Here is a 21,777-nt window from a genome sequence, read left to right on the forward strand (position 1 = left end):
GGTGAGAAAAACCACATTGCTGCATATCAGTCTCCTACGGGGTGAGTGACGTTGTCATGTAGGGCGTCGTGTGGAATTGATATTGGATATGCAAGCGGTTTATATAAACAGTGTTCGGTCTATAAAAACTAATAAAATATTTTCTTTTCTTGATGCTCTAATTTTATTTTTGTTCGTTTTCTAATTCATCAATTTAGCTTTTACGTTTCTCTCCTGTTATAGCCTCTATTCCAAATCCGATTTGTCTTCTTTTCCGCTAAAGCCAACACTGATTTCTACAAAATAAAACGCGAAGGGAACAAGTCATGATTAATTTAGATGCGTTGGTTTCAGCCGTTCATTTGAGCGTAACCAAAGCGAATCAGGCGCTGCAAAACGAAAATCAGGAACTCATCAGCCGATTTTTCGACGAAGTCCCGAGCAACAACTCAGGTAGGCTCGGTAGCGCTGAATCTCCTGCTGAGCCTGAGCGCACTGCGTATCGTCCCAAGTACGTGACCATCGAATATCCGACTGATACCCCAGACGGACTTCAGACCCTAGCGGTTGATGTTCCTTTGCTCACTTTGGTTCCGGTAGCAAGCCCAAGAGTTAACGAAGTGAAATTTAAAACCAATTTAGAAGTGAATGTGAATGAAACGAATGCATTGGAAGTGTCGTTCGTTGGAAATAATTCAGGCGGCTTATTTAAAGCTGATAAAAACCCAAATCATATGGCGGAACTGGAAATTACCATTAATGCCGATGAGCCACCTGAAGGATTAAGGAAATTAATTGAAGGTTATGAGAGAGCACTAAGAGCGCAGATCCCCGGTTAATTGGGTCTGGCTTAATTTTGCAATTATTCATCAAGTAGGAGAAATACCATGCCAGACGTCAGCACAGGACCAGCATTGGTCTCGATGGCCCAACAATTCGCGGGATTGCCTATGCGCGCGTTGATTGGTGGCCCACTCAACGCCGCAGCACAAGCCAACAGCATGATGGCAGTGACACAAACCAAATTTATGTTGGATACCTGCTTCACTAAGAAGTCAGATACCGAAGACAAGGGCAAAGACACGCTCGAACCGATTATGGTGACCATGCAAATCACCCGTGGCGTGATATCTGAAGGCGAAGCCAAAGAAGGTGAAACGCCTGAAGTGAGTGTTACCAACGTCACGACAGAGTTTGATGTTCCCCTTTTGACAATTGTTCCGCTCAACTCTCTCGGTGTTGATAACGTGCAAGTGGATTTTGAAATGGAAGTGAAATCCAGCTATGCCGATGAGTCTTCAAAATCCACATCGAGCAAAACCAGTGAGCAAGGCAGCTTCTCCGCCAAACTGGGCGAAGGCTGGTGGTCGGTGGAAGTGAAAGGCAGTATCAGCCATGACAGCCAATCGGCGTCTTCACAAAAATCGTCCTACCAGAAAAGTAATAACGCTAAGTACACGGTGAGCGTGCATGCCGGGCAACTTTCATTGCCACAGGGTGTGACGACCATTATTCAGGCGTTCACCAACAGCATTAGCCCAATCACCTTGGGATCGGCGAAATCGTCAGATAAATCGTAGCGAATGAGAGTTCGCAGCCATGCTTCTACCCGGCTGTTTGTGCGCCGGAGCCGTTGGCTCTATGAGCAGCCGGGCTTTTTACCAAAGGGAGAGAATCGATGAAAAGCCATTTACCGTGTCCTGACTGCCAGACCAGCATTTCTTTTGATCTTCACATGTTGCTGTCAGGCACGTCTTTTTCATGTCCTCGCTGCAATTTGACTTTCAGCTTGGACCCTTGCAGCAAGCCGCAGCTAACCAAAGCAGTCGAAGGGTTTGCTGAGCTTCAAAGACTCAACAACGAAGCGAATAATACATCAACCCAAGGTCAACAGACCTTAGCGATGGGAGGTTGAGATGAACCGTTACACCGACGCCACCAAGTTAATACTCGCCGTGCCACTCTGCGCCATGCTGATTTCTGGGTGTACCAAACAGGAAGGTGACACTAAGGAAATGCTCTTGGGTGCGAACCCGCCATTGAAAACCGGTTTGGTTGTGCGGGCAGGGCAATGCTCAGCTACAGCTTTTAAAAATGGCAGTGGGGTTCACGTTGCCAGTGATGGTGACACCATTTCCGGTCTAAGCGTGAATTGCACCACCAATACCAGCAACAAAGCGGCCTATTCCAATTACCTAACCGGGATTGGCGGTTACAGCCAATATTGTGTTTCGACGGTTGCCGGGCTGAACAAAGTGGGCGCGACGGTGGTTAAAGACCCTATTCCCGGTAACCCAGAACATTGTCTGTTGTCGGGTAAGGCGAGCAAAATTGCCACTAAGCTGACCAAATATCCTTAATATACCCAAACGACCTGGAGATGCTTGAGTTCAGAGGTCATCAATGCGTTCAATTCGAGGCAAATCTCGCGAGGAATAGTGGTTCTATTTCCGTGGAATTTAACGAAGAAGTGGGCGCATTGAGGCCCTCCCTTCGGGCGAGTTGACTGACGTCGTGCCCTTTGTTGTTCCTTTTTGATGGAGGTGACTACACCTGCAAAGGAACGCCGCGATCACAACGCCAGTCAAACTCGCTGAATCCTGCATCTTCAGGTTGTTTGGGTATAAACTCAGACCAATAAAGCAAACGAGGTTTAATCAGTTGGATTAAACCTCGTTTGCTTTATTGCAATAGGGCGAGCTTATCTATTCCGGTTTTTTCCCCTCACCTGCAATGGCCGCCCAACACATCATCACGCTGTTGAAGCTGCTGTAGAACCCACATCGCTTGTAAATAATGCCAGACCAATTGCCACGAACGGAGTCTGGGATTAACTCTCCGTTGGCAGTGTGTGTGACCACAATGGGGTCAGAGACATTGCGAATAAACGCATAATCGATACCTGCTAATTCGGCTTGATGGGCAATCACAGCGTCATCCATTTCCAAAAAGCAGTAGGGATCGCTGGGTTCTTTCCCCTCGATGAAGTAATAGTCAGTGGTGAGTAAGGGCTGGCCTTTGCTGACTTTAATTTGTGCCTGTTTAAGGTTGGAAGGGTCAAGCGGTGCATTGATCAAATCTTGATAGGTATAGGTAGGCTGGTTATCGCTCTGGTCGCCTTGCGGGTCTTGGTTGAGCTCGGTAATGGCGTCGTCGATCGTGTTGTTATTCCAAACCTGATCCATGGCGAACATCAATGCATGCTGAGTGGATGCGTACAGTGACGTTGAAGGAAACCAGGATTCGCAGGTAAAGGTGTGGTGGTTGTATGGGCAACTTTCGTTTTCGGGTTTCGCCAGCAGTATGTGCGCTTTGTTGGTGACGATGGCAGCGCCCAACATATCCGCGATTGAGCCACCTCCTGCTGTGCCTGTCGAAATGATGCGTTTGGCTTCTGATTTGCGGAGCAGAATGTCGGTCATAGCTTCAAGGCCAGAAAGCCAGGGTGGATGAGCAAGGTGGACTTGGGATTTGACCAACAAGACCCGCTGTTGCTGGTTATCCGCGCCGTTCACACTTACCAATTGGAAATAGAAGATGGGGGGATTTTCAGGGGAATCGCAGTAAGGTGAGACTTCGTGATTGTCAGCGTAACCGAGCCAGTTTTTCCGCCACTCTATATCTTGTGGGAAGCGTTCCTGATGGCTGTTCAGCATGACATGATCGAGCGCGGACCACTCAGCCGACGTCCAGGTTACCAATACAGTATCGGCTTTTGGTAATTCGCCAGGCTCAATGTGGAGGGGAGTAGGGGACGCTTGGTTAATCAATCTCCAATCCACCACAGGCAAAGGAAGCGTGTTTGAAGCGGCGGTCAAAATCTGGGGAGTGCTTATATTGATATCAGTATAACGAGACATGGTTTTATCTCCTTTTATAGCATCAGAATGAGTGTGCACTCTTTGAGTTGGACGGTATGGATTAGTGAAGCATCAGCACTTTGTTGGCTGGAAAGCGCCAGCTGCCAGCCTTCACAATCGCCGTCAAACCGATTGAAGGTCATCGCTCCGTTTGGGTTGTAAGTGAAGAAATACGGATACTGGCTGATGTCGTAGAAAGTCTGAACATCAGACAGGCTTAACATCTCCTCAGAGGCAGGTTCATTTAGCACAGGGTGGGAGCCGAGTTCAATGCTGTCCATGAAGTGATCAATATTGACTTTGTGGTACTTCTCATTGGTTTTGATAAAGAAGTTTTCTGCGCCAAGGCGGAAGAAAGCAAACCGCGTCCAGCCTTGCGCCCAGGTGGCAGACCACACTTTCTGTGCATAAAGCGCTGAATGGGCGGGAGCGACTATTTGCATCTTCACGACATCGCCTGTGTTTTTGTTGTATGCCACGAAGAAAACATCATTGCGATAATACAAAGGCTGAACTGTTGTGAAGCCCTTGCCAACGCGAATGCCTGTGACTGGGGTAATGGTGACCTGTTTGTCGTCGAATCGGTAAAACTGCACGTATTCAGAGTCTGGGTGGTAACTCAGCAGCCAAGGCTGGCCACCAAAATAGAAACTATGAAGTTGAGCGATGGGAGAGTCGACGGCAATAGTGGCTTCTTGCTTGAAGTAAGTCTCTGTTTCAACGTCATAGGTTTTGCAGACGATGAAAGTAGCGGGTTCCGGCTGAACGAATATCGAAAATGAGGTGCCGTTGACCTCGAGGCTGGTGCTGGCGGTAATGGATTGGCAATGGGTTCCTATCGGGACTTTGGGTAGGTTGACCAATTGCAGTGAGTTGTCCGGTTGAACCGTGATTTCAATGAGCGCTTGGGTATTCATGGCTCGTTCCTTATTGCTAGCTGTAATAGATACGGAATATTTTTATTGGGTCAGTCACTTCTGACGTTGTGCTAAGTGGAAAGACGCACGTCCAGCGCCTCTCCCAAAGAAACTGCAATGCCGTTGTCGTCTTCACTGAAAAGCGGCGAGATATTGGTAATGTCGTGGAATGCCTTCATCACTGTGCGGCATTCATTAGCTTCAAGGTATTGGAGAATGTTGGCCGGCCAGCGCAATGCATCAGATGCGAACCATATGATGCCGTAGTCTTGCTGCATTACCGCGATGATTTCGAAAAGGTTTTTATTGCTTCCCATTTGCTCGTTGCATAGATCCAAAAGGTCGATGGCGAGCGTTTTTTTGTCTGCCAATAGGCTTTCAGGCCAAGTCCACATCAACACGCCCACATACAATTCATGCCAGTCGATGGCTTCGCCGGAAAAGTAGTAAGGGGTCTTCCAATTGAACTGAGAGGGGCCGGGATAGGCGATGGGGAAATCAGAAAAACTTGCCGGCATATTGCCAGTATCGAAGTTGAAAACGGTTTGGTGAAGCGAGGAATAGGCGCGGCCCGCGACGGTTTGGTGAGAGGCATCAAAGTACGTTTGCTGGGAAGGATAACCCACCAGTGCGATTTCGTTGGGAAGTCTATTTTTAGGGCAATCGGTGGGCTGAGGCACAATGGCGGGGTAATACATCCTGAGTCCCATCGGCGACATTAACTGTACCGTGACCGGAATGAAAATCTGTCCCAGCTTACTTAGGAAACCCTCGATATCATCTTGATACTGCAAACTGCGATAGCCTTGCCAAACGCGAATGCCATTGGGTGTCATCAGCTTTGTCTTCATATCTATACCCATACAGCCTAAATGCGAGAATCTTCAGGTCGTTTGGGTATGCACCCTTGCCTGGCTTCGATAAACGCACAGAAAACAACAGTATTGATAGCCCTCAATGAAGAAGACAAATCCAATTTGTTATACCCCTTATAACGTGTTCATACCGTTTTTGGGGGCTGCAAACTTATTTGGAATATGTATCCAGAACGTGACATTAGGTGTATGACTCTAATACTACACTCTGTTCGATGGGTGGTTTGGGTTGAAGGTGATACAGCCACTGAAATGCTTTCAGATAAAAACAAAAAATAAACAGCGTCAGACAATTTGAGCACGAGGAATAGACAATGATGCATTTGGATCCAAAGCTATTTCGGGCTTTCAAAGCTGTCGCTGAATCCCGAAGTTTCAATGACGCTGCTGAGATAGCCGCCATGACACAGGCGAACATCAGCAAACATATTCGCAGCTTGGAAGAGCAGGTGGGGTATGAATTATTTATTCGAACGCCCAAATGCCCAGTGATGACAGATGCAGGTAAAAAGCTCCTTCAGCACATCAAAAACCTAGAAGATCTCAATAGCGATTTCTCGTTGGAAGTCGAAACCGACTTCAATCAAATTGAAGGTGTTGTGGCCTATGCGATGCCGCCGTCATGTTTGCTCTCACCTCACTTTCCCATGCTGCTTGAACGGCGGCTGGACTATCCAAGGCTGGAAATCGACTTAACCTTGATTCACAACAGTCAGGTGTTCGACAAAGTGCTGTCCAGTCAGGTTGATTTTGGCTTTGTGACTGAGAAAGTTGACCATCCTAGGCTGGAGTATTTCAGCTTCTGTCAGGAAGAGTATGTGATGGTCTGTTCGCCAACCTGCGACGTTTCAGAGATCAACGAAGAAAATATTCTTGAATACAACTACATCGAATATCCGGGAATGGATGTGTATTTCAATTTCTGGCGCAGGCATTTCTTCTCTCATTTGCACTCGGTGAGCGATCTCTCGGTGCATTTTGCCGGCCGGATTAACAGCATTGAAGGCGCGATTTTGATGGTGCTGGGTGGCTTGGGGGTGTCTGTGTTTCCCCGCCATTGTGTGCAGCAATATATCGATAACGGGCAGATGTTGGAATGTCAGTTGGGTTCGACGGTTTCGGATCCGCTGTTTAACGATATCTACATCATCAAGCTCAACACCTTTAATCAACCGAAACGGGTAGACAAGGTGATTTCCTGGTTTATGGATATTTCGAAAGGCAGTAATTATTGATGAAACAAATAAAAAAGGTGTGCTTAAATTGCACACCTTTTTCACTGAAAGCTCCAGACCTAGCTAGGCAAGTTTCCTATCTGCTCACCCATATCCATCAGCTTACTCAGAATTCTCTCACCATCAGCACGCAGGCCATTGTGCTCATATTCATTGGTGATCCATGCACGGCTGTTAGGAATACCTTTCAGGGTTTCACGTGAGTAATCCATTTCGACATACATGTCGTCGGCATAAACAGCACAGGTGACAGGCACCGTGTTTTCAGCGAGTTTCTCGACATCGTAAAGTGCAGGCCAATCTGATTTGGTCGCTAGTGATTCTGCCGCCTGTTTGAGCGGGAGCAGGTTTTGCATTTGGTCGAACATCCACGGATAAACCATTTCACCGGTAAACAGGAAAGGTTTGCCCGGTTCGTAATTAAACTCGGCGTATTCCGCATTGCGAATGCGGTGTGCAGACCAAACTGATGCTTCGCCCTGATTATAAATTGGTTCATGCAGGAAAGCGTAAATCGGGTTGGTCTGGTAGCTTTGTTCCGTCAACATCGCCTGCAGGAAACTGACACTCAGCACTTTGCCTTGGGCGGTTTCTGTAAAGGCTTCTTCCAACAGATAGTACATTGGCAGATTGGCACCGCTTCGGCCCAAATTGATGCCAATTTGTTGGAACTGTTCAACGGTAAAGGTTTGGCCGTTTGGCAGTTTCACATCGCGGGTTCGTAAGAACTCAGCAATTTCTGCGCTTCGTCTTTGTGCGGATGGAAACTGGTCAAAGAAGGCTTTGTTTTTGTCTAACACACGTTGATACGTGGCACGGTACACATCATCTGCATGACGGGTAAGAGAAGGAACACCGCCTGTGATGTAAACGCGATGCAGGCTTTGCGGATAAAAAGAAAGGTAAGTCAGCGAGCAAAAACCACCAAAGCTTTGACCCAGAATTGACCATTTCTCCGCCCCCAAGGCTTCGCGAATGGCTTCAGCGTCACGGACGATGTTATCTGCGCGGAACTGGCTGATGTATTCCACTTGCTTCGCGTCGTCCATATGACTCAACGTCTGGTGAGTCAACGGCGAACTCATGCCTGTACCGCGCTGGTCCAGCAGTAATACACGGTGATCTTGTAGGGCGCGTTTCAGCCATCCACTTTTTGAATCAGGACGCGGAGACGGAAATCCTGGACCGCCCTGAAAGTAAACCAGCCAAGGCAGATTGGCGTCTGCTTTCGATAATTCCACCACCTCACGGGCAAACACGGTGATGCGAGTGCCATCTTTCTCGCTGTAGTTGAGCGGCAGGTCGAATTGGTGTTGACGAAAAAGCACGCCACTGTCGATAAAGGATTCTTGCATAACCTGTGTTCCTTGTCGTGAAGGGGAGAAGCGGCTGTCAGGAGACAGTTGAGACAGCGCTGGTGGAGTTATCAGCACTCAATTCGAACGCCAGAATGAGTTTAGCCAAGGTATCGCGAGATTTGCTTTTACTTGCGTCACTAAATTTAATGCCGAGTTGAACACCTTCGCCATTGCTGGTCACGTTCATAACCGTTCCTTCAAATTCCACGGGGTGATCAAACAGCGCATTGATGACGAATTTAAGGGTTTCACCTTCATCAATGAACTGGCTGCTGGACACCCGAATGGCACAACCGCTTAGCGAAAAGTCAGACAGCTTAGCCAAGGCTTTACGTCCATCAATAATGAGATGAACAATACGCGAAACAGCATATCTGGCATCAGAACGCATGCGGTGGATGCTCACTTGAGGTGGCAACGCTATCGCAATCATTTTCTCCGGGCGGTGTAATACGCTAAGAATATGAGATTTGAACGCAAAGATCTCACCGTAACGTGATGAGGTTAACCCCCGCACAACCGCTTGCATGCCAGATGTGTCAGTCAGCAGCTTCGAGAGCTCAGGATCAGTGGGTGTTTCCAGCAGGATGTACTTTTTCTCGCGGTATCCGATAAGGCGCGAGGCACCACCAAACGCTTTGATCTTGTCTTTGTACCTAAGCTCGAAAGTCAAAGGCGTTCCAACAGGCAGCGTTGGTAGGAATGCTGAGGGTGTAAGAATATCAGTGGTTTTCATGTTTCAAATAGAGCAGTTGATGCGCATCGCTTATTTGGATGTACCTAAGCCATCTTCTTCTTAAAGTTGCGACGCATAGTGTAATGCACTGATGGTGAGGGTTAATGAAGATTTAGTCAATAGATTGAGGTGCTGCACAGAAATACATATTTGTCATGAATAATCAGCAGGTTACCTAATTATCTGGTTGCCGAATGAGAGCGTTTGTTTTGTCAGTTTTTATGATTGTCGGGTTTTTCTTCGGCAATCGAACAAACGCCATTCTGGCAAGGCTCACATTTTGAACGGCCAGTGAAGAGGTAAGAGATTTTGTAGCGGTTTCTGGCAAAGAAAAGATAGGCTTTGTCTGCAAACCAGCGGATGACAGGTAAACGCAATAGGCCTATCCATCGTTTCTTGCCGACAAGCGACCAAGCTTTGTGGGTGACATCTAGCCCTAATAGCAAAGTACCATCGCTCAATTTTCCATGCAGAATTCTGCTGGCTTCCATGGGGTCGATATCTGGAAAGCGGGTTTTGAAATCCGGTGCGAGTATATCTTCAAACTTCAGGTTTTTCGCGTGGTTAAGCGCCCGCAACTGATCCATTTCAGCCACGCAGAGTGGACAACTGCCATCGTAGAAAAGGGTGAAGGTCATCGGAGTACTCATGTTTGACTAATTTACTTTACAGTACGGCCTTGATTTCAAATCGGATCGCCATAATATCATCGTAAGAAGAGTAGAGAAAAAGAGCAAAAGAACGAAGGAGAAAAGGAATGGAGTTCTATCAGGCGTTTTTAACATTAACCTTAGTGCACTTGTTAGGTGCCGCCTCACCGGGTCCAGACTTTGTGATGGTATCGCAGCAGTCTCTCGTTCACGGCCGTCGTGCCGGTCTCCTTGTTAGCCTCGGTATTGCTCTCGGACTTTCTGTTCACATTATTTACTCCTCTATTGGCCTCGCGACCGTGATCAGTGAATCCTCAATGGTGCTGACGGTGATGAAATATCTAGCCGCGGCTTATCTGATTTATCTCGGCTGGAAAGGCATTCGCAGCAAAGCCGCGGTGGGTGATGACGAACAAAACGTGAATGTGAAGCCACGCTCCGCATCCAAGCTGATTTCGATGGGCTTTGTATGTAACGCGTTGAATCCGAAAGCGCCGCTTTACTTCCTCTCTGTGTTCACACTGGTGCTGTCGCCAGAAATGCCAGTGATTGAATTATTCCTGTTGGGTGTATGGATGATGTTCATCCAGCTGGTTTGGTTTGGTTCAGTGGCGTTGGTACTTTCCAAACCTACCGTGCAGGCAAAGTTCAAGCGTATCGGCCACTGGGTTGATCGCGTGCTTGGCTCAGTGATGCTGGCATTTGGTGTGAAGTTACTGTTTACCAGTACTAAGTAATCGCTCCAAAGCTAAATCAAAAACGCCCTGCATTGAGCAGGGCGTTTTACTTTTATAACAGCGCAAATTTAATCAGTAAGGCGCTGTACCACGGATTGGGTAGTTGTTATCTGGATTACGAATCCACGCCAGACCATTCACCAGCGTTTCCACATCAGGGCGAACGAATGGGTTATTGGAAATATCGACGACTTGCACTGTACCTTGCTCGTTAATCACGAAAAGTCCTGGCTCGGCAAAGTTGTGGTCAGTTTCCTGCTCTGAACGCGGAAGAGAAACCCAAAGACCCAGCTCTTTCATTTGCGCTTCAGATAAGCCGTATGCAAGCGGGAAGGACACTTCCAAGCGCGTCATGTGCTCTTCAAGTTGAGCGCTGCTGTCGCCAGATGCAGCAACGATATCGATGCCAATATCTGCCAGTTTCTCTTTATAATCTTCAAGATGGTTCAGGTAGCGCGTGCACATTGGACAGTGACGACCACGGTAAATCACCACCATTTGCCAGGTAGCTCCCTCGCGCGGTTTTCCAAGCTCATGCTCGCCGCCTTCAAGATCCTTCAGTGTTATTGATGGGAATTCGCTTCCCGCAGCCAGCTTGTTTGTATAAGTCATTTTCTAGCCTCCCAGTGATTTGTTAAACAAGATTGGCTATCTTGGTTACCACTGTCAACCAGTATACTTTTAGTAACCTTTCGGTGAGAAATTGCTAAATTGAGAAAATATCAGTGAGATTCAGAAGGTAAGATAGTCGTGAGATTAACTAGACTAGACGCAGTAGGTTGTGCATTAAATCTTGCTCGCGACATTTAATGTGCTAATCCAGTCAGTCACTAAGGAAAGCTATGGCAGACAATAAAAACAAGGTTCTGGTGCTGTTTGCGCATCCTTCGCAACGGCGTTCAGAAGTGAACGCGCCGCTCTATAAAGTGGCTCAATCAGTGGAGGGGGTGACAACCGTTGACCTTTACGCTGAATATCCCGACTACCACATCAATATCGATCTGGAACAAAAACGTCTGCTTGAGCACGATGTGGTGATTTTCCAGTTTCCCCTCTATTGGTATTCCACACCGTCCATTTTGAAAGAATGGCAAGATTTGGTGTTGGAATATGGCTTTGCCTATGGATCGAAAGGTACGGCACTACGTGGAAAACAATTCTTGTGTGCCATCACTGCTGGTGGCATGGAAGAAGCCTATAAAGCGGATGGTTTTAACCACTTCAAAATCCGTCAATTACTTGCTCCCATGGAGCAAATGGCTTGTCTGACGGGTATGAATTATCTTGCCCCTTACGCACTGTTTGGTTCCCGAACCGCAGTGGAAGACGACAAGGTTGGGCGGCACACTTCAAGTTACGAGTTGCTTTTAAAAGCATTCGTGAGTGGAAGAGTAGACCTTGAAAAAGCAGCGGCGAGTGAAAAAATTACCGCTACTAATATTGGACATGTGCTCAAGGAAGGTGAGTCATGACAGGCATTTTTCTACAGGCATTTATTTACCTGATTGCTGCCGTTGTTGCAGTGCCTATCGCCAAAAAGCTGGGTTTAGGTTCTGTGCTTGGTTATCTGATTGCCGGTGTGGTCATTGGTCCTGTGATTGGTCTGGTGGGTGATGAAACCACCACCATTCAGCACTTTGCAGAGTTCGGCGTGGTGATGATGCTGTTTCTGGTGGGCCTAGAGCTTGAACCCAAAATGTTGTGGTCAATGCGTAACAAGCTACTTGGCTTGGGTGGTTTGCAGGTTGGTCTGACAGCAGCCATCGTGATGGGTATTGCGCTGGCGCTGAATCAGGTATGGAGCATCGCGCTGGCGATTGGTCTTATCTTCGCGCTTTCTTCTACCGCCATCGTGCTACAGACCTTCAATGAAAAGCGTTTGACCAAAACCGAAGGTGGTCGCAGCGCATTTTCTGTGTTGCTGTTCCAGGATATCGCTGTTATCCCAATGCTGGCGTTTATACCGCTTCTGGCGTTGCCCGAACTGGTAGAGCAGGCGCAATCAGCCGCCGCTGCAGCGGCTGATCATCATGAAGAAATGAGTCTGGTGGCCGGTCTTCCGGGCTGGGCGCTGGGCTTGGTCATCACAGGTGCAATTGCGGGTGTGGTTGTTGGCGGACATTTCCTAAGCCGTCCACTTTTCCGCTTCGTGGCAAGCTCTGGTCTTCGCGAAATCTTTACCGCAACAGCGCTGATGCTGGTGATTGGTATCGCAGCGCTGATGAGCTTGATTGGACTCTCCCCAGCACTGGGAACATTCCTTGCGGGTGTCGTACTGGCGAACAGTGAATTCCGCCATGAGTTGGAATCTAACATTGAGCCGTTTAAAGGTTTGTTGCTGGGACTGTTCTTTATCACCGTCGGTGCGGGCATAAACTTCGGCATTCTGTTTGATGACTTCTTTGTCATCATTGGATTGACCATTGGCTTGATGGTTCTCAAGGCAGCGATTCTGTTTATTCTGTCGCTGATTTTCCGCATCAAAGGAACGGCACGTTGGCTGTTTACGTTGAGCCTTGCGCAAGCAGGTGAGTTTGGTTTCGTGCTGCTGAGTTTCTCAATGCAAAACCATGTACTGCCAATGGAGGTTGCGCAATTGCTGTCTTTGGTGGTAGCGATTTCGATGTTCCTGACGCCGGGCTTATTCATCCTGTACGACAAAGTGATTCTGCCGCGCTTCGAGAAAAGCGCGAATGAGCGTGAAGCCGATGAAATTGAGGAGCAGGGCAGTGTAATTATCGCGGGTGTTGGTCGCTTTGGTCAGGTAGTGAACCGTATGTTGACTGCCAATGGTGTGAAAACCGTTGTCCTTGATTATGAAGCAACGCAGGTGGAAAACCTTCGTCAAATCAATATCAAGAGCTACTTTGGTGACGCTACGCGACCAGAGCATCTACACACGGCAGGGATTGAAGAAGCAGCCTTGCTGGTGGTGTCTATGGATAATCAGGAAACCACGACGGAACTGGTGGAATACGTTAAACAGACCTATCCACACGTGAAGATTCTGGCTCGTGCATTTGACCGTGGACATTCATACATGCTCCGTCATGCGGGTGCGGATTACGTGGTAAAAGAGACTCTCCATTCTGCGCTTGAACTTGGCTCCGAAGCACTACGTACATTGGGTACACACCCATTCACGGTAGAGCAGCAGAAAGCGGCATTTAACCGTATTGAGAGGGAAAGTTCTGAGAAGTTGTACGCATCCTGGATGGGTGGTGAAGAGTCTAAGTCTTACGATACCCATTACCAGCATCTGTTTATTCAGCTTGAAGAAACCATTCGTGAAGCAATGAACGAAGACAGAATGGATCGTCACAGCATGACAGAGCGTGAGTGGACACCGCCGCCAAAAGGTTACCTCGACGACTTCAACGATGAAGCTGAAGACAAATCCGAGGAAAAGCCAGTCTGATGCTACTGGTCCCGTTTCGTGATGAGAATGCGCCACAGCTTTGCGATTGGATAAAGAGTGCCCGGGATAACTTTCTATGGGGAGGCCCGGCGTTCGAATTCCCTTTGCAGGTCGAGAAAGTACGCGAACACATTGCGAAAAAGGAGGTCACGCCTTATCTGGTGATGCACGAAGGCTTGGCTGTTGGCTATATCGATATTTACCGGGTTTCGAAGTCGGAAGTCCGTTTATGTCGGGTGTTGATTGCCGACACATCGGCGCGTGGTCAGGGACTGGGGAAACAATTGGTTTCACTGGCGCTTGATGTGGTGAGCGAAGACCCAAAAATCCGCACTGTGTCACTGGCCGTATTCGCGCATAACGAAGTGGCGGTTCGCTGTTACACCTCGTTAGGTTTTGAGCGGCTTCCCGATGACACAAAAGTACGTGAGTTTCAGGGAGAGGATTGGACACTCTACCGGATGAGAAAGCAGATCGTTTAACGGCGCAGCGTGGTTAGAAAAGCCAGACACTCTGTATAGGATATCTGGCTTTTTTCTTTCTATTACAGCGGGTTATCTCGACATGCTATCAGGGTAAATAATCGCCTAAATAGCGATAAATTTGTGATTTTGGTTCATTAAATGGATCGAGCGGCGAATTTTGATGAAGAAAAAGATTGTGCGATATCAATTTCTGAATACGATGCGCGCCATTCCACAGTCAACGGCAAACTGCCTGAAAAGGTAGGACGCAAAGCTTCCGGTCTAAGAGTGATTTGAATGTCACTTACGATAGCGGGGCCGCCATTTTCGAAAGCCAGTATTCAGGGCCGAAAATGTTCCGATGCGAAAGTTTGTCCGTGCTTGGTTAACAAAACAAAAATAGCCATTAGGAAGCACACAAATGCTCAAACTCAAAACTACTCTTCTGCCAGTCGCGGCAGCGCTTTTCAGCGCAAGTGTTATGTCCCACGGTTACATCAGTGCCAAAGACGGTGGCATTGCCGCTGGCCGCGCTGCCCTTTGTAAATACAGCACCCCAACAGGGGAACAAAACTCTGCTTGCGGTCAGGTTCAGTGGGAGCCTCAAAGTGTTGAAGGCCCAGAAGGCTTTCCTGAGTTCGGTCCTGAAGATGGCAAAATCGCCAGCGCTGGCTTGATTCAGTTTTCTCCGCTTGACGAACAAACCGCATCGCGCTGGGTAAAACAGCCAATCAAAGCAGGTCAAAACGACTTCGAGTGGACCTTTACGGCGAACCATGTCACCCGTAACTGGGAATACTACATTACCAAAGCAGACTGGAACCCGAACCTGCCGCTGGCGCGCAGCACCTTCGATCTGAACCCTTTCTGTGTGGTGGAAGGCAACATGCAAAAGCCGCCGAAAACCATGCTGCACAGCTGTGATGTACCAGAGCGTGAAGGCTATCACGTGATTCTTGCGGTATGGGATGTGGGTGATACCGCTGCGGCTTTCTACAACGTGATTGACGTGCAATTTGATGGTGATTTGCCTGTACTGCCAGAGTGGACGCAAGGCGGCCAAATCAACCCAGGTATGAACCTAACGAAGGGTGATGCGGTGTTTACCCGTGTGTTTGATTCAGAAGGCGAGCGTCCAGAGCTGTCGACCCGTCTTGGAATCGACAGCGAGAAAGCCGGTGAAGCGAATACCTGGTCTTACAACCTGGCAAACAAAATCAACCAAACAAACGAGAACATCCAAGCGGGTCAGCGTGATGCCAATGGTGCGTTTAACCCAGTGTTTGGCGCAAACCCAATCTACCTGAAATCAGCCAGCGGTTTGACCCGTGTAGAAGTGGGCTACGAGATTGAATCACCTGAACCGGAATACACAGTGACCATTGATGGTGTGGCGCAGGAATACTTGATTCGTGATGGCAAAGTGGCGCTTGATCTGGCTGTGACCGCTTCTGGCGATCTGACCGTTGAAATGACAGTTTATAACCATGCTCAGGAAGCACTGGCTTATGAAAAACTGTCCCTGGCTGATGGCACATCGACCGCTGTTGATATGGTGCTGCAAAACGCAAAAGCCGGTCACCATATGCTGGTTTCCCGCGCAAAAGATGCTGAAGGCAATCTGGTCGACCAACAAATGTTTGATTTCTTCCTACTGGAACAAGGCGAGCAATGTGGCACAGACCCTGAAGCCGTTAACCACCCAGCTTGGTCAAATGCGACGACGTACACTGGTGGTGAGAAAGTCAGCTTCAATGGCTTGGTATGGGAAGCGAAATACTGGGTTCAGGGCGCTGCACCGGATTCAAGTGATGCGTGGAAACTGATCAGTCAAATGCCAGTCGCGTGGACATCAGGTAAAGCGTATCTGGCGGGTGAGCAAGTGATCTTCGAAGGCCGTCTGTATCAGGCAAACTGGTGGGTAAACAACAGCCCAGCCTCTGCACCGGAAGCGTGGAGCGACAAGGGCGCTTTCGACTGCGAATAAGCAGCATAATTTAAAGAACATAGAAGCAAAAAAAGCCCGATGCGGGGGACTGCACCGGGCTTTTTACTTACGTGAGTGCTGTAGTTAACGGTTTAACGCTAACACTCAATCATGAAGCTTTTTATGCAGCTTCTCGATCAAGGCTTTGAGCTCGCTTGCCGCAAGCTTGCTGAACTCTTTTACATTCGCACCCTTGTGTTCAGTGTCTTCAATGACGGCTTCAAGGTTGTCGATCATCAAGTGCTTTTGACGTTCTTCCTCCTCTTGTGCGGCGAGCTCCAACTGAGACAATAGTCGTCGTGCGCGGTTGATCTCTTCAACCAGCTCGTCGTAAGACATTTTGGTATCTGGCATGGTTTCCTCCTAGCTCAGCAATATCAGGAACAGCGGAATAACAAAGAACACGAATAGGATGTAACCAACGGCATAGAGTTTATTCTCGGCGGCGAGATTGCCGAGCCATGCTGCGGCTTTAAGCGGTATCTCCCGCAACAAGGGTATGCCAAATATCACCACGACCCCGAGCACGTTGTAGACAAGGTGTACCAATGATATCTGCAAGGCGGCGTTGGCGAGTTCACCACTCACCGCCGTGGCGGCAAGTAAGGCAGTCACACAGGTACCTATATTCGCGCCGAGCGTGAAGGGATAAATATCCCGCACTTTAAATACACCAGAGCCAACCAATGGGACTGCAAGACTGGTGGTTGTAGAGCTCGACTGAACCAGAATGGTAATGATGGTGCCAGAGAAAATGCCGGTAACAGGACCACGGCCAATGGCGTTGTGCAGGATTTGCTTGGCTTTTCCGACCATGGCCACTTTCAGCAGTTTGCCGATAAAGGTGATAGAAACGAAAATCAAACCAATGCCCAGCAAAATCATGGCCACGCCACCCCAAGGGTCGCCCAGCACTTCCATGGCTCCTTGAACAGATTTGATAATCGGCTTGGTGATGGCCTTCATAAAGTTAAGGTCACCCATACTCATACCATCGGTGCTGGAAAGAGGGGCCACCATCCATGCGCTTATCTTCTGAAGGAACCCAGTTGCGATCTCTAAAGGCAGGAAAATAACCACAGAAATAAGGTTGAAGAAATCGTGGACTGTGGCGGCAGCAAATGCGCGCTTAAATTCTTCCTTGTCACGCACATGACCCAGACTCACCAAGGTATTGGTGATTGTGGTACCAATATTCGCCCCCATCACCATGGGGATTGCAGTGGCTACAGGAAGACCGCCTGCCACCATCCCTACGATGATAGATGTCACTGTGCTGGAGCTTTGAATGAGAGCGGTACAAACCGTACCAATGATGAGTGCTGTAAAGGGGTTTGAAGCAAATTCGAACAGTTCTTTCGCCTGTCCGCCTGTCGCCCATTTGAAGCCTGTTCCTATCATTCCTACTGCCAGCAAGAGCAAGTAGACGAGTGCAACGATTTTTAGCCATACGATGAAACTGACAGGCTTCTCCGCCTGCTGATTCACAGCTTCTATTTGTGCCATAGTTCTATCCCTAGTTAACTGAGTTGTTATGGTTTCCAGAGCCAAAACTAGGAGAGGTGTATGAAGCTTCTCTTACACTTTGGAGGCGGAATGGTGAAAGCAATTGCAACGTCTAAATACAGAGACAAATTCAGCGGTGCCTTTTATTTTGGGCTTGTTGAAGGATCCTGAAGACAGGCTCTACCTAACTATCTGACCAGCCGAATTTTACTTATAAAAGTTACCGAACGCCTTTCCCTAAATTTGATGAGGTCTCCAAATTGAAAAGGTGATTTCAGTCGACGCATGCTTTACGTCACATTCTCAATATTGATAAAAAATGCCTAAATAGTGCCTTTCTATTGATAAGAAAAATATTAGTTAGGCGTTTTATTTCGCTATTGAAGGGTGAGATGGGTGTTATGAAAGGAAGCAATCGGGCAGGAAGCCTGTTACTGACAATGCTTGGATGCATGTTCTCGGGCAGTGTGTTTTCCACCACCATGCCAGCGCCAGTTTGGCACAAAGTTGAATTGGCAAATGGCGACCAAATTGAAGTGAAACTTAGAGGTAATGAAGGGTTTCATTGGCACGAGGATAGAGCCGGAAATGCCCTTATCTTAGAAGATGACAATTGGTATTTTGCTGAAATAAACCTCGACAACGGACACACTCAGTTGAGTTCGACGGGGATACTTAAAACCAGTGAAGAACACGGATTGGAAGTATCTAAGTTTCGGCCTGAAGCCGTTTCTGTTCATCCTCTTGCTCGCGCAAACCTTTTTGCTAACAAGACGGCACAGTTTTCTCCCTCTCAAGTTGATGTGTCATTCGTGCCATCAATGCGCCGCGAAGCCTCTTTTGCTTCTAATGCTGTGAACCAACCTCTACTTGTGGTCACGGTCTCTTTTAAAGACGCGGTGATGAGAAATGATTTCCAGCCACTGATCTTCGGTAACGACGGAAAACAGAGTGTCACGGATTACTTCCTGAAAAATTCGATGAATAACTACCGCGTTGTGCCTGCCGTCGAATCTCAAGGGCAAGTCAATGATGGTGTGATTTCGGTTTCTTTGGAACTGGACCACCCAGACTGTCACCGCGGTTCATACTGCGACTCTAAGCTAAACCAAGTTTTCAAAGAAGCTTACAGTGTTGTAGACAACCATCTGGATTTCTCTGCATACGACACGAACAGCGATGGCACGATTTCCCCCACTGAGCTCTCAGTCATGTTTGTGTTTGCCGGCAACGACATGTCTTACGGAGCGCCATTAGGTGAGCCCGCCATTTGGCCTCATAAGTTTTCACATGACGCTATTTCAGTTGATGGCAAGCAAATCAGCAGCTACTGCCTCTTTGCTGATTTCCAAGGCGACCATCAATCCACCATGGGCGTGATTGCGCATGAATTAGGCCACCTAATGTTGGATTTGCCGGATCTTTATTCTTATGAACATGATGGGTCTATCGGCAGCTGGGGATTAATGGGTGGTGGCTCTTGGGGAACGAAGCCGGGCGACAGATATCCCGGCGAGACGCCAGTCAATATGACGGCATGGAGCAAACACCAAGCTAACTTCTTTACTCCCCGCGAAATTACGCCAAGTGATGATTATGTCGAAATAGATAATCACGAGGCAGCGATTGTTCACCTCGATCCCTATCTGAGAGAGTATGGTTCAACACTGTATCTAGAGAACCGTGTATATAACGAGTACGATCGAGCATTGACAGCAGAGGGTCTACTTGTGACCAGTGTGAACGTGAACAATGCGTTCAATTACACCGGACCGATGCAGGTACAAGTTCTGCAAGCCGATAACAGAGCAGAACTCGAAATTGGTGGACGTTCAGATTCTGGGGATGTCTTCCCCGGCCTTTATGGAAATACGGAAATTTCAGATAACACTGAGCCGTCTTTGCAATCCATTACGGGTTTGCCGAGCAATGTTCGCATATCGGGTATCAATGCTAATTCATCCAAAGCAAGCTTTTTTGTTGATAAACCTGAGCCTGGCAACCGTTTTGGCTTGCTGACAACCTTTGAAAGGTCATATGTCTATCCAAATCAGCGACCAAATATGGCGGCATTTGCATTAGAACTTCCGATCGAGGCGAGACTTGATGGTGTTCAGTTTCATGTATCGCCAACATCGATCTTTACTGAGCATAGCTACAAGGTTTGGCGCCTTCCATACAGTGCGCCAGTGTTTGGCAACCTTAGCATAGACACCTCCGTAGCAGACCTTATTCACAAAGGGCAAACAGAGGCAGGGGGACGGATTCTATTTGATACTCCACGGGTATTGAGTGCCGGAAAACACTTGCTGGTTGTCGAGGTCGAAAGCACAGCGATGTTTGAGGAAAACTTTTTGTTTGCTCAGCCTGTGGTGGCAGAACATCGTCGTGTCGAAAGGGTATGGCTGGGTGACCAGTCGCAAGCATCCACGACGGGTCTCGCCATGCGAAACTATTACACTACGCCTTTCGCCGCGCTCTTTGAAGCAGACCTCTTCGCTTCAGACGATAGCTTAACCGTTCAGGAAAATGGCTCTGTATCGCTCAATCTACGTAAGAATGACTTTCATAAACTAGGACAATCATATTCGATGGAGATTGTAGAAGCGCCTCAACATGGAAAAATTGAAGGCGAGCAATACGTTCCCAATGCAGGTTTTGTGGGAACGGATAGCTTTTCCTATCGGTTGGTTGAAGAAGGTAGTGGAACAAAATCGAACATTGCTCAAGTAACAATTGAAGTTGCGGAGACAAACACTGCCCCTGAAGTCATGATCGTTCCTTTCTATGCTTCTCTGACCCCCGGAAATGGCGTGACTTTGGGTGCAGAAGTGACAGATGCAGATGGCGATGCCGTGTCTTACCGATGGTCAACCGATAGCAAAGTCACAATCACAGAGAGTTTGGATACCGCCTCAATTCGGTTTGTTGTTCCTTATTCTGTAAAGGCCAATGACATTTTGGAGTTTTCAGTGGAAGTGACCGATGTTCGTGGTGCAGTGACGACGCAAGTAATTCGTTTGACCGTTGAGAACAGTGTGCCTGTTGCCTTGGATGATTCTGCGACCCAATCTCTGGGGGCAACGGTTTACTACGATGTAAAAAGCAATGATTACGACCATGATGGTGATTATTTTTACATTTCTGGTGTTTCCACATCGGGCGTAATTGGTGTTGCCTTAGAGAATGACATGATCAGGTTTACAGCCCCAACCACTATGCCTGAGTCACAGGAAGTGATTATCACCTACTCTATTTATGACCCTCAGTATGGGAGGGAGGCAACCGCAACACTCACTATTCTTCTGGCTGAGGGAGCGGAGACAACACCTGATACGGTTCCTGAAAATGGAGACTCAGGGAGTAGCGGCGGTGGAGGCGGTGGTTCGTCGATCTGGCTATTGCTTCTGAGCGCGTTCTACTCATCGCGTATCATGCGGGGGCAAAAACGTAAAATTTAAAACGTTATGAATTGAAAAAGCCTGACAGGATTGATCCTTTCAGGCTTTTTTGTTCTTACCACTCAATATCGATAGGGGTGCCTACTTTAACGAGGCTCAAAAACTCATCCATTTCCTCGTTATCAATGGCAATACAACCATCCGTCCAGTCTTTGCCACGTTTGATACTGGGATGAGGACCGTTACCATTTTTCTGGCCGTGGATCATGATCTGTCCGCCAGGACTAAAACCCAGCTTTTCGGCACGTTTGCTGTCGGTTTCGTTGGGGTAGTTAATGCGGATTGAACGGTAGAAACTGGATTGTTCGTTAATCAGGTCGAGGAAATAGCGGCCTTCAGGCGTGCGCTTGTCTCCTTCGCGCAGTTTGTGGCCTTTCGGGTTTGCTCCGAGGGAAATGCTGTACCAGCGGACAATTTTATTCCCCTGAATCAGGTACATCTTGCGGGCAGATTTGTCGACTTTCACCAAATCAACTTTATGCTCGGTTTGCATTCCATAGGCTGAGAAAACCAGACTGCACAGCAAAGCTAAGCCCAGTGCTCTGAACAACGATTTCATAGCATCCTTAAAATTTAAGTGTTCTATTTCATTAT

20 protein-coding genes and 1 riboswitch are annotated in these 21,777 nt (G+C 48.0%); of the genes, 10 read left to right on the forward strand and 10 right to left on the reverse strand.

Annotation, left to right across the window (positions count from 1 at the left end; translation table 11 throughout):
- Window positions 1–305 precede the first annotated feature (305 nt).
- The 3 genes from G5S52_RS00300 (at window position 306) to G5S52_RS00310 (ending at window position 2,339) form a co-directional block, all read left to right on the forward strand.
- Window positions 306–818, forward strand: coding sequence for a DUF2589 domain-containing protein (locus G5S52_RS00300; protein ID WP_165011301.1), 513 nt, complete (start codon window positions 306–308; stop codon window positions 816–818).
- 48 nt (window positions 819–866) lie between these two features.
- Complete coding sequence (locus G5S52_RS00305; RefSeq protein WP_165011302.1) at window positions 867–1,559, forward strand: DUF2589 domain-containing protein; 693 nt, start codon at window positions 867–869, stop codon at window positions 1,557–1,559.
- A 336-nt stretch (window positions 1,560–1,895) separates the two neighbouring features.
- Window positions 1,896–2,339, forward strand: a complete 444-nt coding sequence (locus tag G5S52_RS00310; protein WP_165011303.1) for a hypothetical protein — start codon at window positions 1,896–1,898, stop codon at window positions 2,337–2,339.
- Window positions 2,340–2,684: 345 nt separating this feature from the next.
- On the opposite strand, the gene G5S52_RS00315 is transcribed toward G5S52_RS00310, so the two are convergent.
- From G5S52_RS00315 to G5S52_RS00325, 3 genes are all read right to left on the reverse strand, one after another.
- Window positions 2,685–3,839 carry a hypothetical protein gene (locus G5S52_RS00315; protein ID WP_165011304.1) on the reverse strand — a complete coding sequence of 385 codons (1,155 nt, stop codon included), beginning with the start codon at window positions 3,837–3,839 and terminating at the stop codon, window positions 2,685–2,687.
- A gap of 14 nt (window positions 3,840–3,853) precedes the next feature.
- Window positions 3,854–4,756: a hypothetical protein gene (locus tag G5S52_RS00320; protein ID WP_165011305.1), complete on the reverse strand. Its 903-nt coding sequence runs from the start codon at window positions 4,754–4,756 to the stop codon at window positions 3,854–3,856.
- Window positions 4,757–4,827: 71 nt separating this feature from the next.
- Complete coding sequence (locus G5S52_RS00325; protein WP_165011306.1) at window positions 4,828–5,607, reverse strand: hypothetical protein; 780 nt, start codon at window positions 5,605–5,607, stop codon at window positions 4,828–4,830.
- 338 nt (window positions 5,608–5,945) lie between these two features.
- On the opposite strand from G5S52_RS00325, the gene G5S52_RS00330 reads away from it, so the two are divergent.
- A complete protein-coding gene (locus G5S52_RS00330; RefSeq protein WP_165011307.1) occupies window positions 5,946–6,866 on the forward strand; it encodes a LysR family transcriptional regulator in 921 nt (306 codons plus the stop codon).
- Window positions 6,867–6,925: 59 nt separating this feature from the next.
- On the opposite strand, the gene G5S52_RS00335 is transcribed toward G5S52_RS00330, so the two are convergent.
- The 3 genes from G5S52_RS00335 to G5S52_RS00345 form a co-directional block, all read right to left on the reverse strand.
- Window positions 6,926–8,221, reverse strand: a complete 1,296-nt coding sequence (locus G5S52_RS00335) for an alpha/beta fold hydrolase (RefSeq protein ID WP_165011308.1) — start codon at window positions 8,219–8,221, stop codon at window positions 6,926–6,928.
- A 37-nt stretch (window positions 8,222–8,258) separates the two neighbouring features.
- On the reverse strand, window positions 8,259–8,897 hold the full coding sequence (locus tag G5S52_RS00340) for a PilZ domain-containing protein (RefSeq protein ID WP_235956030.1): 639 nt from the start codon (window positions 8,895–8,897) through the stop codon (window positions 8,259–8,261).
- Between the two features lie 275 nt (window positions 8,898–9,172).
- Complete coding sequence (locus tag G5S52_RS00345; RefSeq protein WP_165011310.1) at window positions 9,173–9,598, reverse strand: thiol-disulfide oxidoreductase DCC family protein; 426 nt, start codon at window positions 9,596–9,598, stop codon at window positions 9,173–9,175.
- 119 nt (window positions 9,599–9,717) lie between these two features.
- On the opposite strand from G5S52_RS00345, the gene G5S52_RS00350 reads away from it, so the two are divergent.
- Window positions 9,718–10,347, forward strand: coding sequence for a LysE family translocator (locus G5S52_RS00350; RefSeq protein WP_002541851.1), 630 nt, complete (start codon window positions 9,718–9,720; stop codon window positions 10,345–10,347).
- A 72-nt stretch (window positions 10,348–10,419) separates the two neighbouring features.
- Here the strand turns inward: G5S52_RS00350 and G5S52_RS00355 are convergent, their stop codons facing one another.
- Window positions 10,420–10,959, reverse strand: coding sequence for a peroxiredoxin family protein (locus G5S52_RS00355; RefSeq protein WP_165011311.1), 540 nt, complete (start codon window positions 10,957–10,959; stop codon window positions 10,420–10,422).
- A gap of 230 nt (window positions 10,960–11,189) precedes the next feature.
- On the opposite strand from G5S52_RS00355, the gene G5S52_RS00360 reads away from it, so the two are divergent.
- The 4 genes from G5S52_RS00360 to gbpA all read left to right on the forward strand — a co-directional run bounded on the left by G5S52_RS00360 (window position 11,190) and on the right by gbpA (window position 16,216).
- Window positions 11,190–11,819 carry an NAD(P)H-dependent oxidoreductase gene (locus G5S52_RS00360; RefSeq protein ID WP_046303848.1) on the forward strand — a complete coding sequence of 210 codons (630 nt, stop codon included), beginning with the start codon at window positions 11,190–11,192 and terminating at the stop codon, window positions 11,817–11,819.
- Entirely contained in the window at window positions 11,816–13,765 is a 1,950-nt protein-coding gene (locus G5S52_RS00365) for a monovalent cation:proton antiporter-2 (CPA2) family protein (RefSeq protein WP_165011312.1), read from the forward strand. The genes G5S52_RS00360 and G5S52_RS00365 overlap by 4 nt, the downstream gene beginning before the upstream one ends.
- Entirely contained in the window at window positions 13,765–14,247 is a 483-nt protein-coding gene (locus G5S52_RS00370; RefSeq protein ID WP_165011313.1) for a GNAT family N-acetyltransferase, read from the forward strand. The genes G5S52_RS00365 and G5S52_RS00370 overlap by 1 nt, the downstream gene beginning before the upstream one ends.
- Window positions 14,248–14,462: 215 nt before the next feature.
- Window positions 14,463–14,555: riboswitch (cyclic di-GMP riboswitch) on the forward strand.
- A gap of 95 nt (window positions 14,556–14,650) precedes the next feature.
- Entirely contained in the window at window positions 14,651–16,216 is a 1,566-nt protein-coding gene (gbpA, locus tag G5S52_RS00375) for an N-acetylglucosamine-binding protein GbpA (RefSeq protein ID WP_165011314.1), read from the forward strand.
- 105 nt (window positions 16,217–16,321) lie between these two features.
- On the opposite strand, the gene G5S52_RS00380 is transcribed toward gbpA, so the two are convergent.
- Both G5S52_RS00380 and G5S52_RS00385 read right to left on the reverse strand, forming a co-directional pair.
- The gene (locus G5S52_RS00380; RefSeq protein WP_165011315.1) at window positions 16,322–16,570 is read right to left on the reverse strand and encodes a hypothetical protein; all 249 of its coding nucleotides are present in this window, start codon (window positions 16,568–16,570) and stop codon (window positions 16,322–16,324) included.
- A gap of 9 nt (window positions 16,571–16,579) precedes the next feature.
- Entirely contained in the window at window positions 16,580–17,704 is a 1,125-nt protein-coding gene (locus tag G5S52_RS00385; RefSeq protein WP_438590712.1) for a Na/Pi symporter, read from the reverse strand.
- Window positions 17,705–18,123: 419 nt separating this feature from the next.
- Between G5S52_RS00385 and G5S52_RS00390 the strand changes: the two genes are divergently transcribed.
- Entirely contained in the window at window positions 18,124–21,183 is a 3,060-nt protein-coding gene (locus tag G5S52_RS00390; RefSeq protein ID WP_165011317.1) for a M6 family metalloprotease domain-containing protein, read from the forward strand.
- Between the two features lie 55 nt (window positions 21,184–21,238).
- On the opposite strand, the gene G5S52_RS00395 is transcribed toward G5S52_RS00390, so the two are convergent.
- Complete coding sequence (locus tag G5S52_RS00395) at window positions 21,239–21,742, reverse strand: L,D-transpeptidase family protein (RefSeq protein ID WP_438590711.1); 504 nt, start codon at window positions 21,740–21,742, stop codon at window positions 21,239–21,241.
- Window positions 21,743–21,777: the final 35 nt, after the last annotated feature.

It is taken from the genome of Grimontia sedimenti (assembly GCF_011045095.1).
GTDB classification, from domain to species: Bacteria; Pseudomonadota; Gammaproteobacteria; order Enterobacterales; family Vibrionaceae; genus Enterovibrio; species Enterovibrio sedimenti.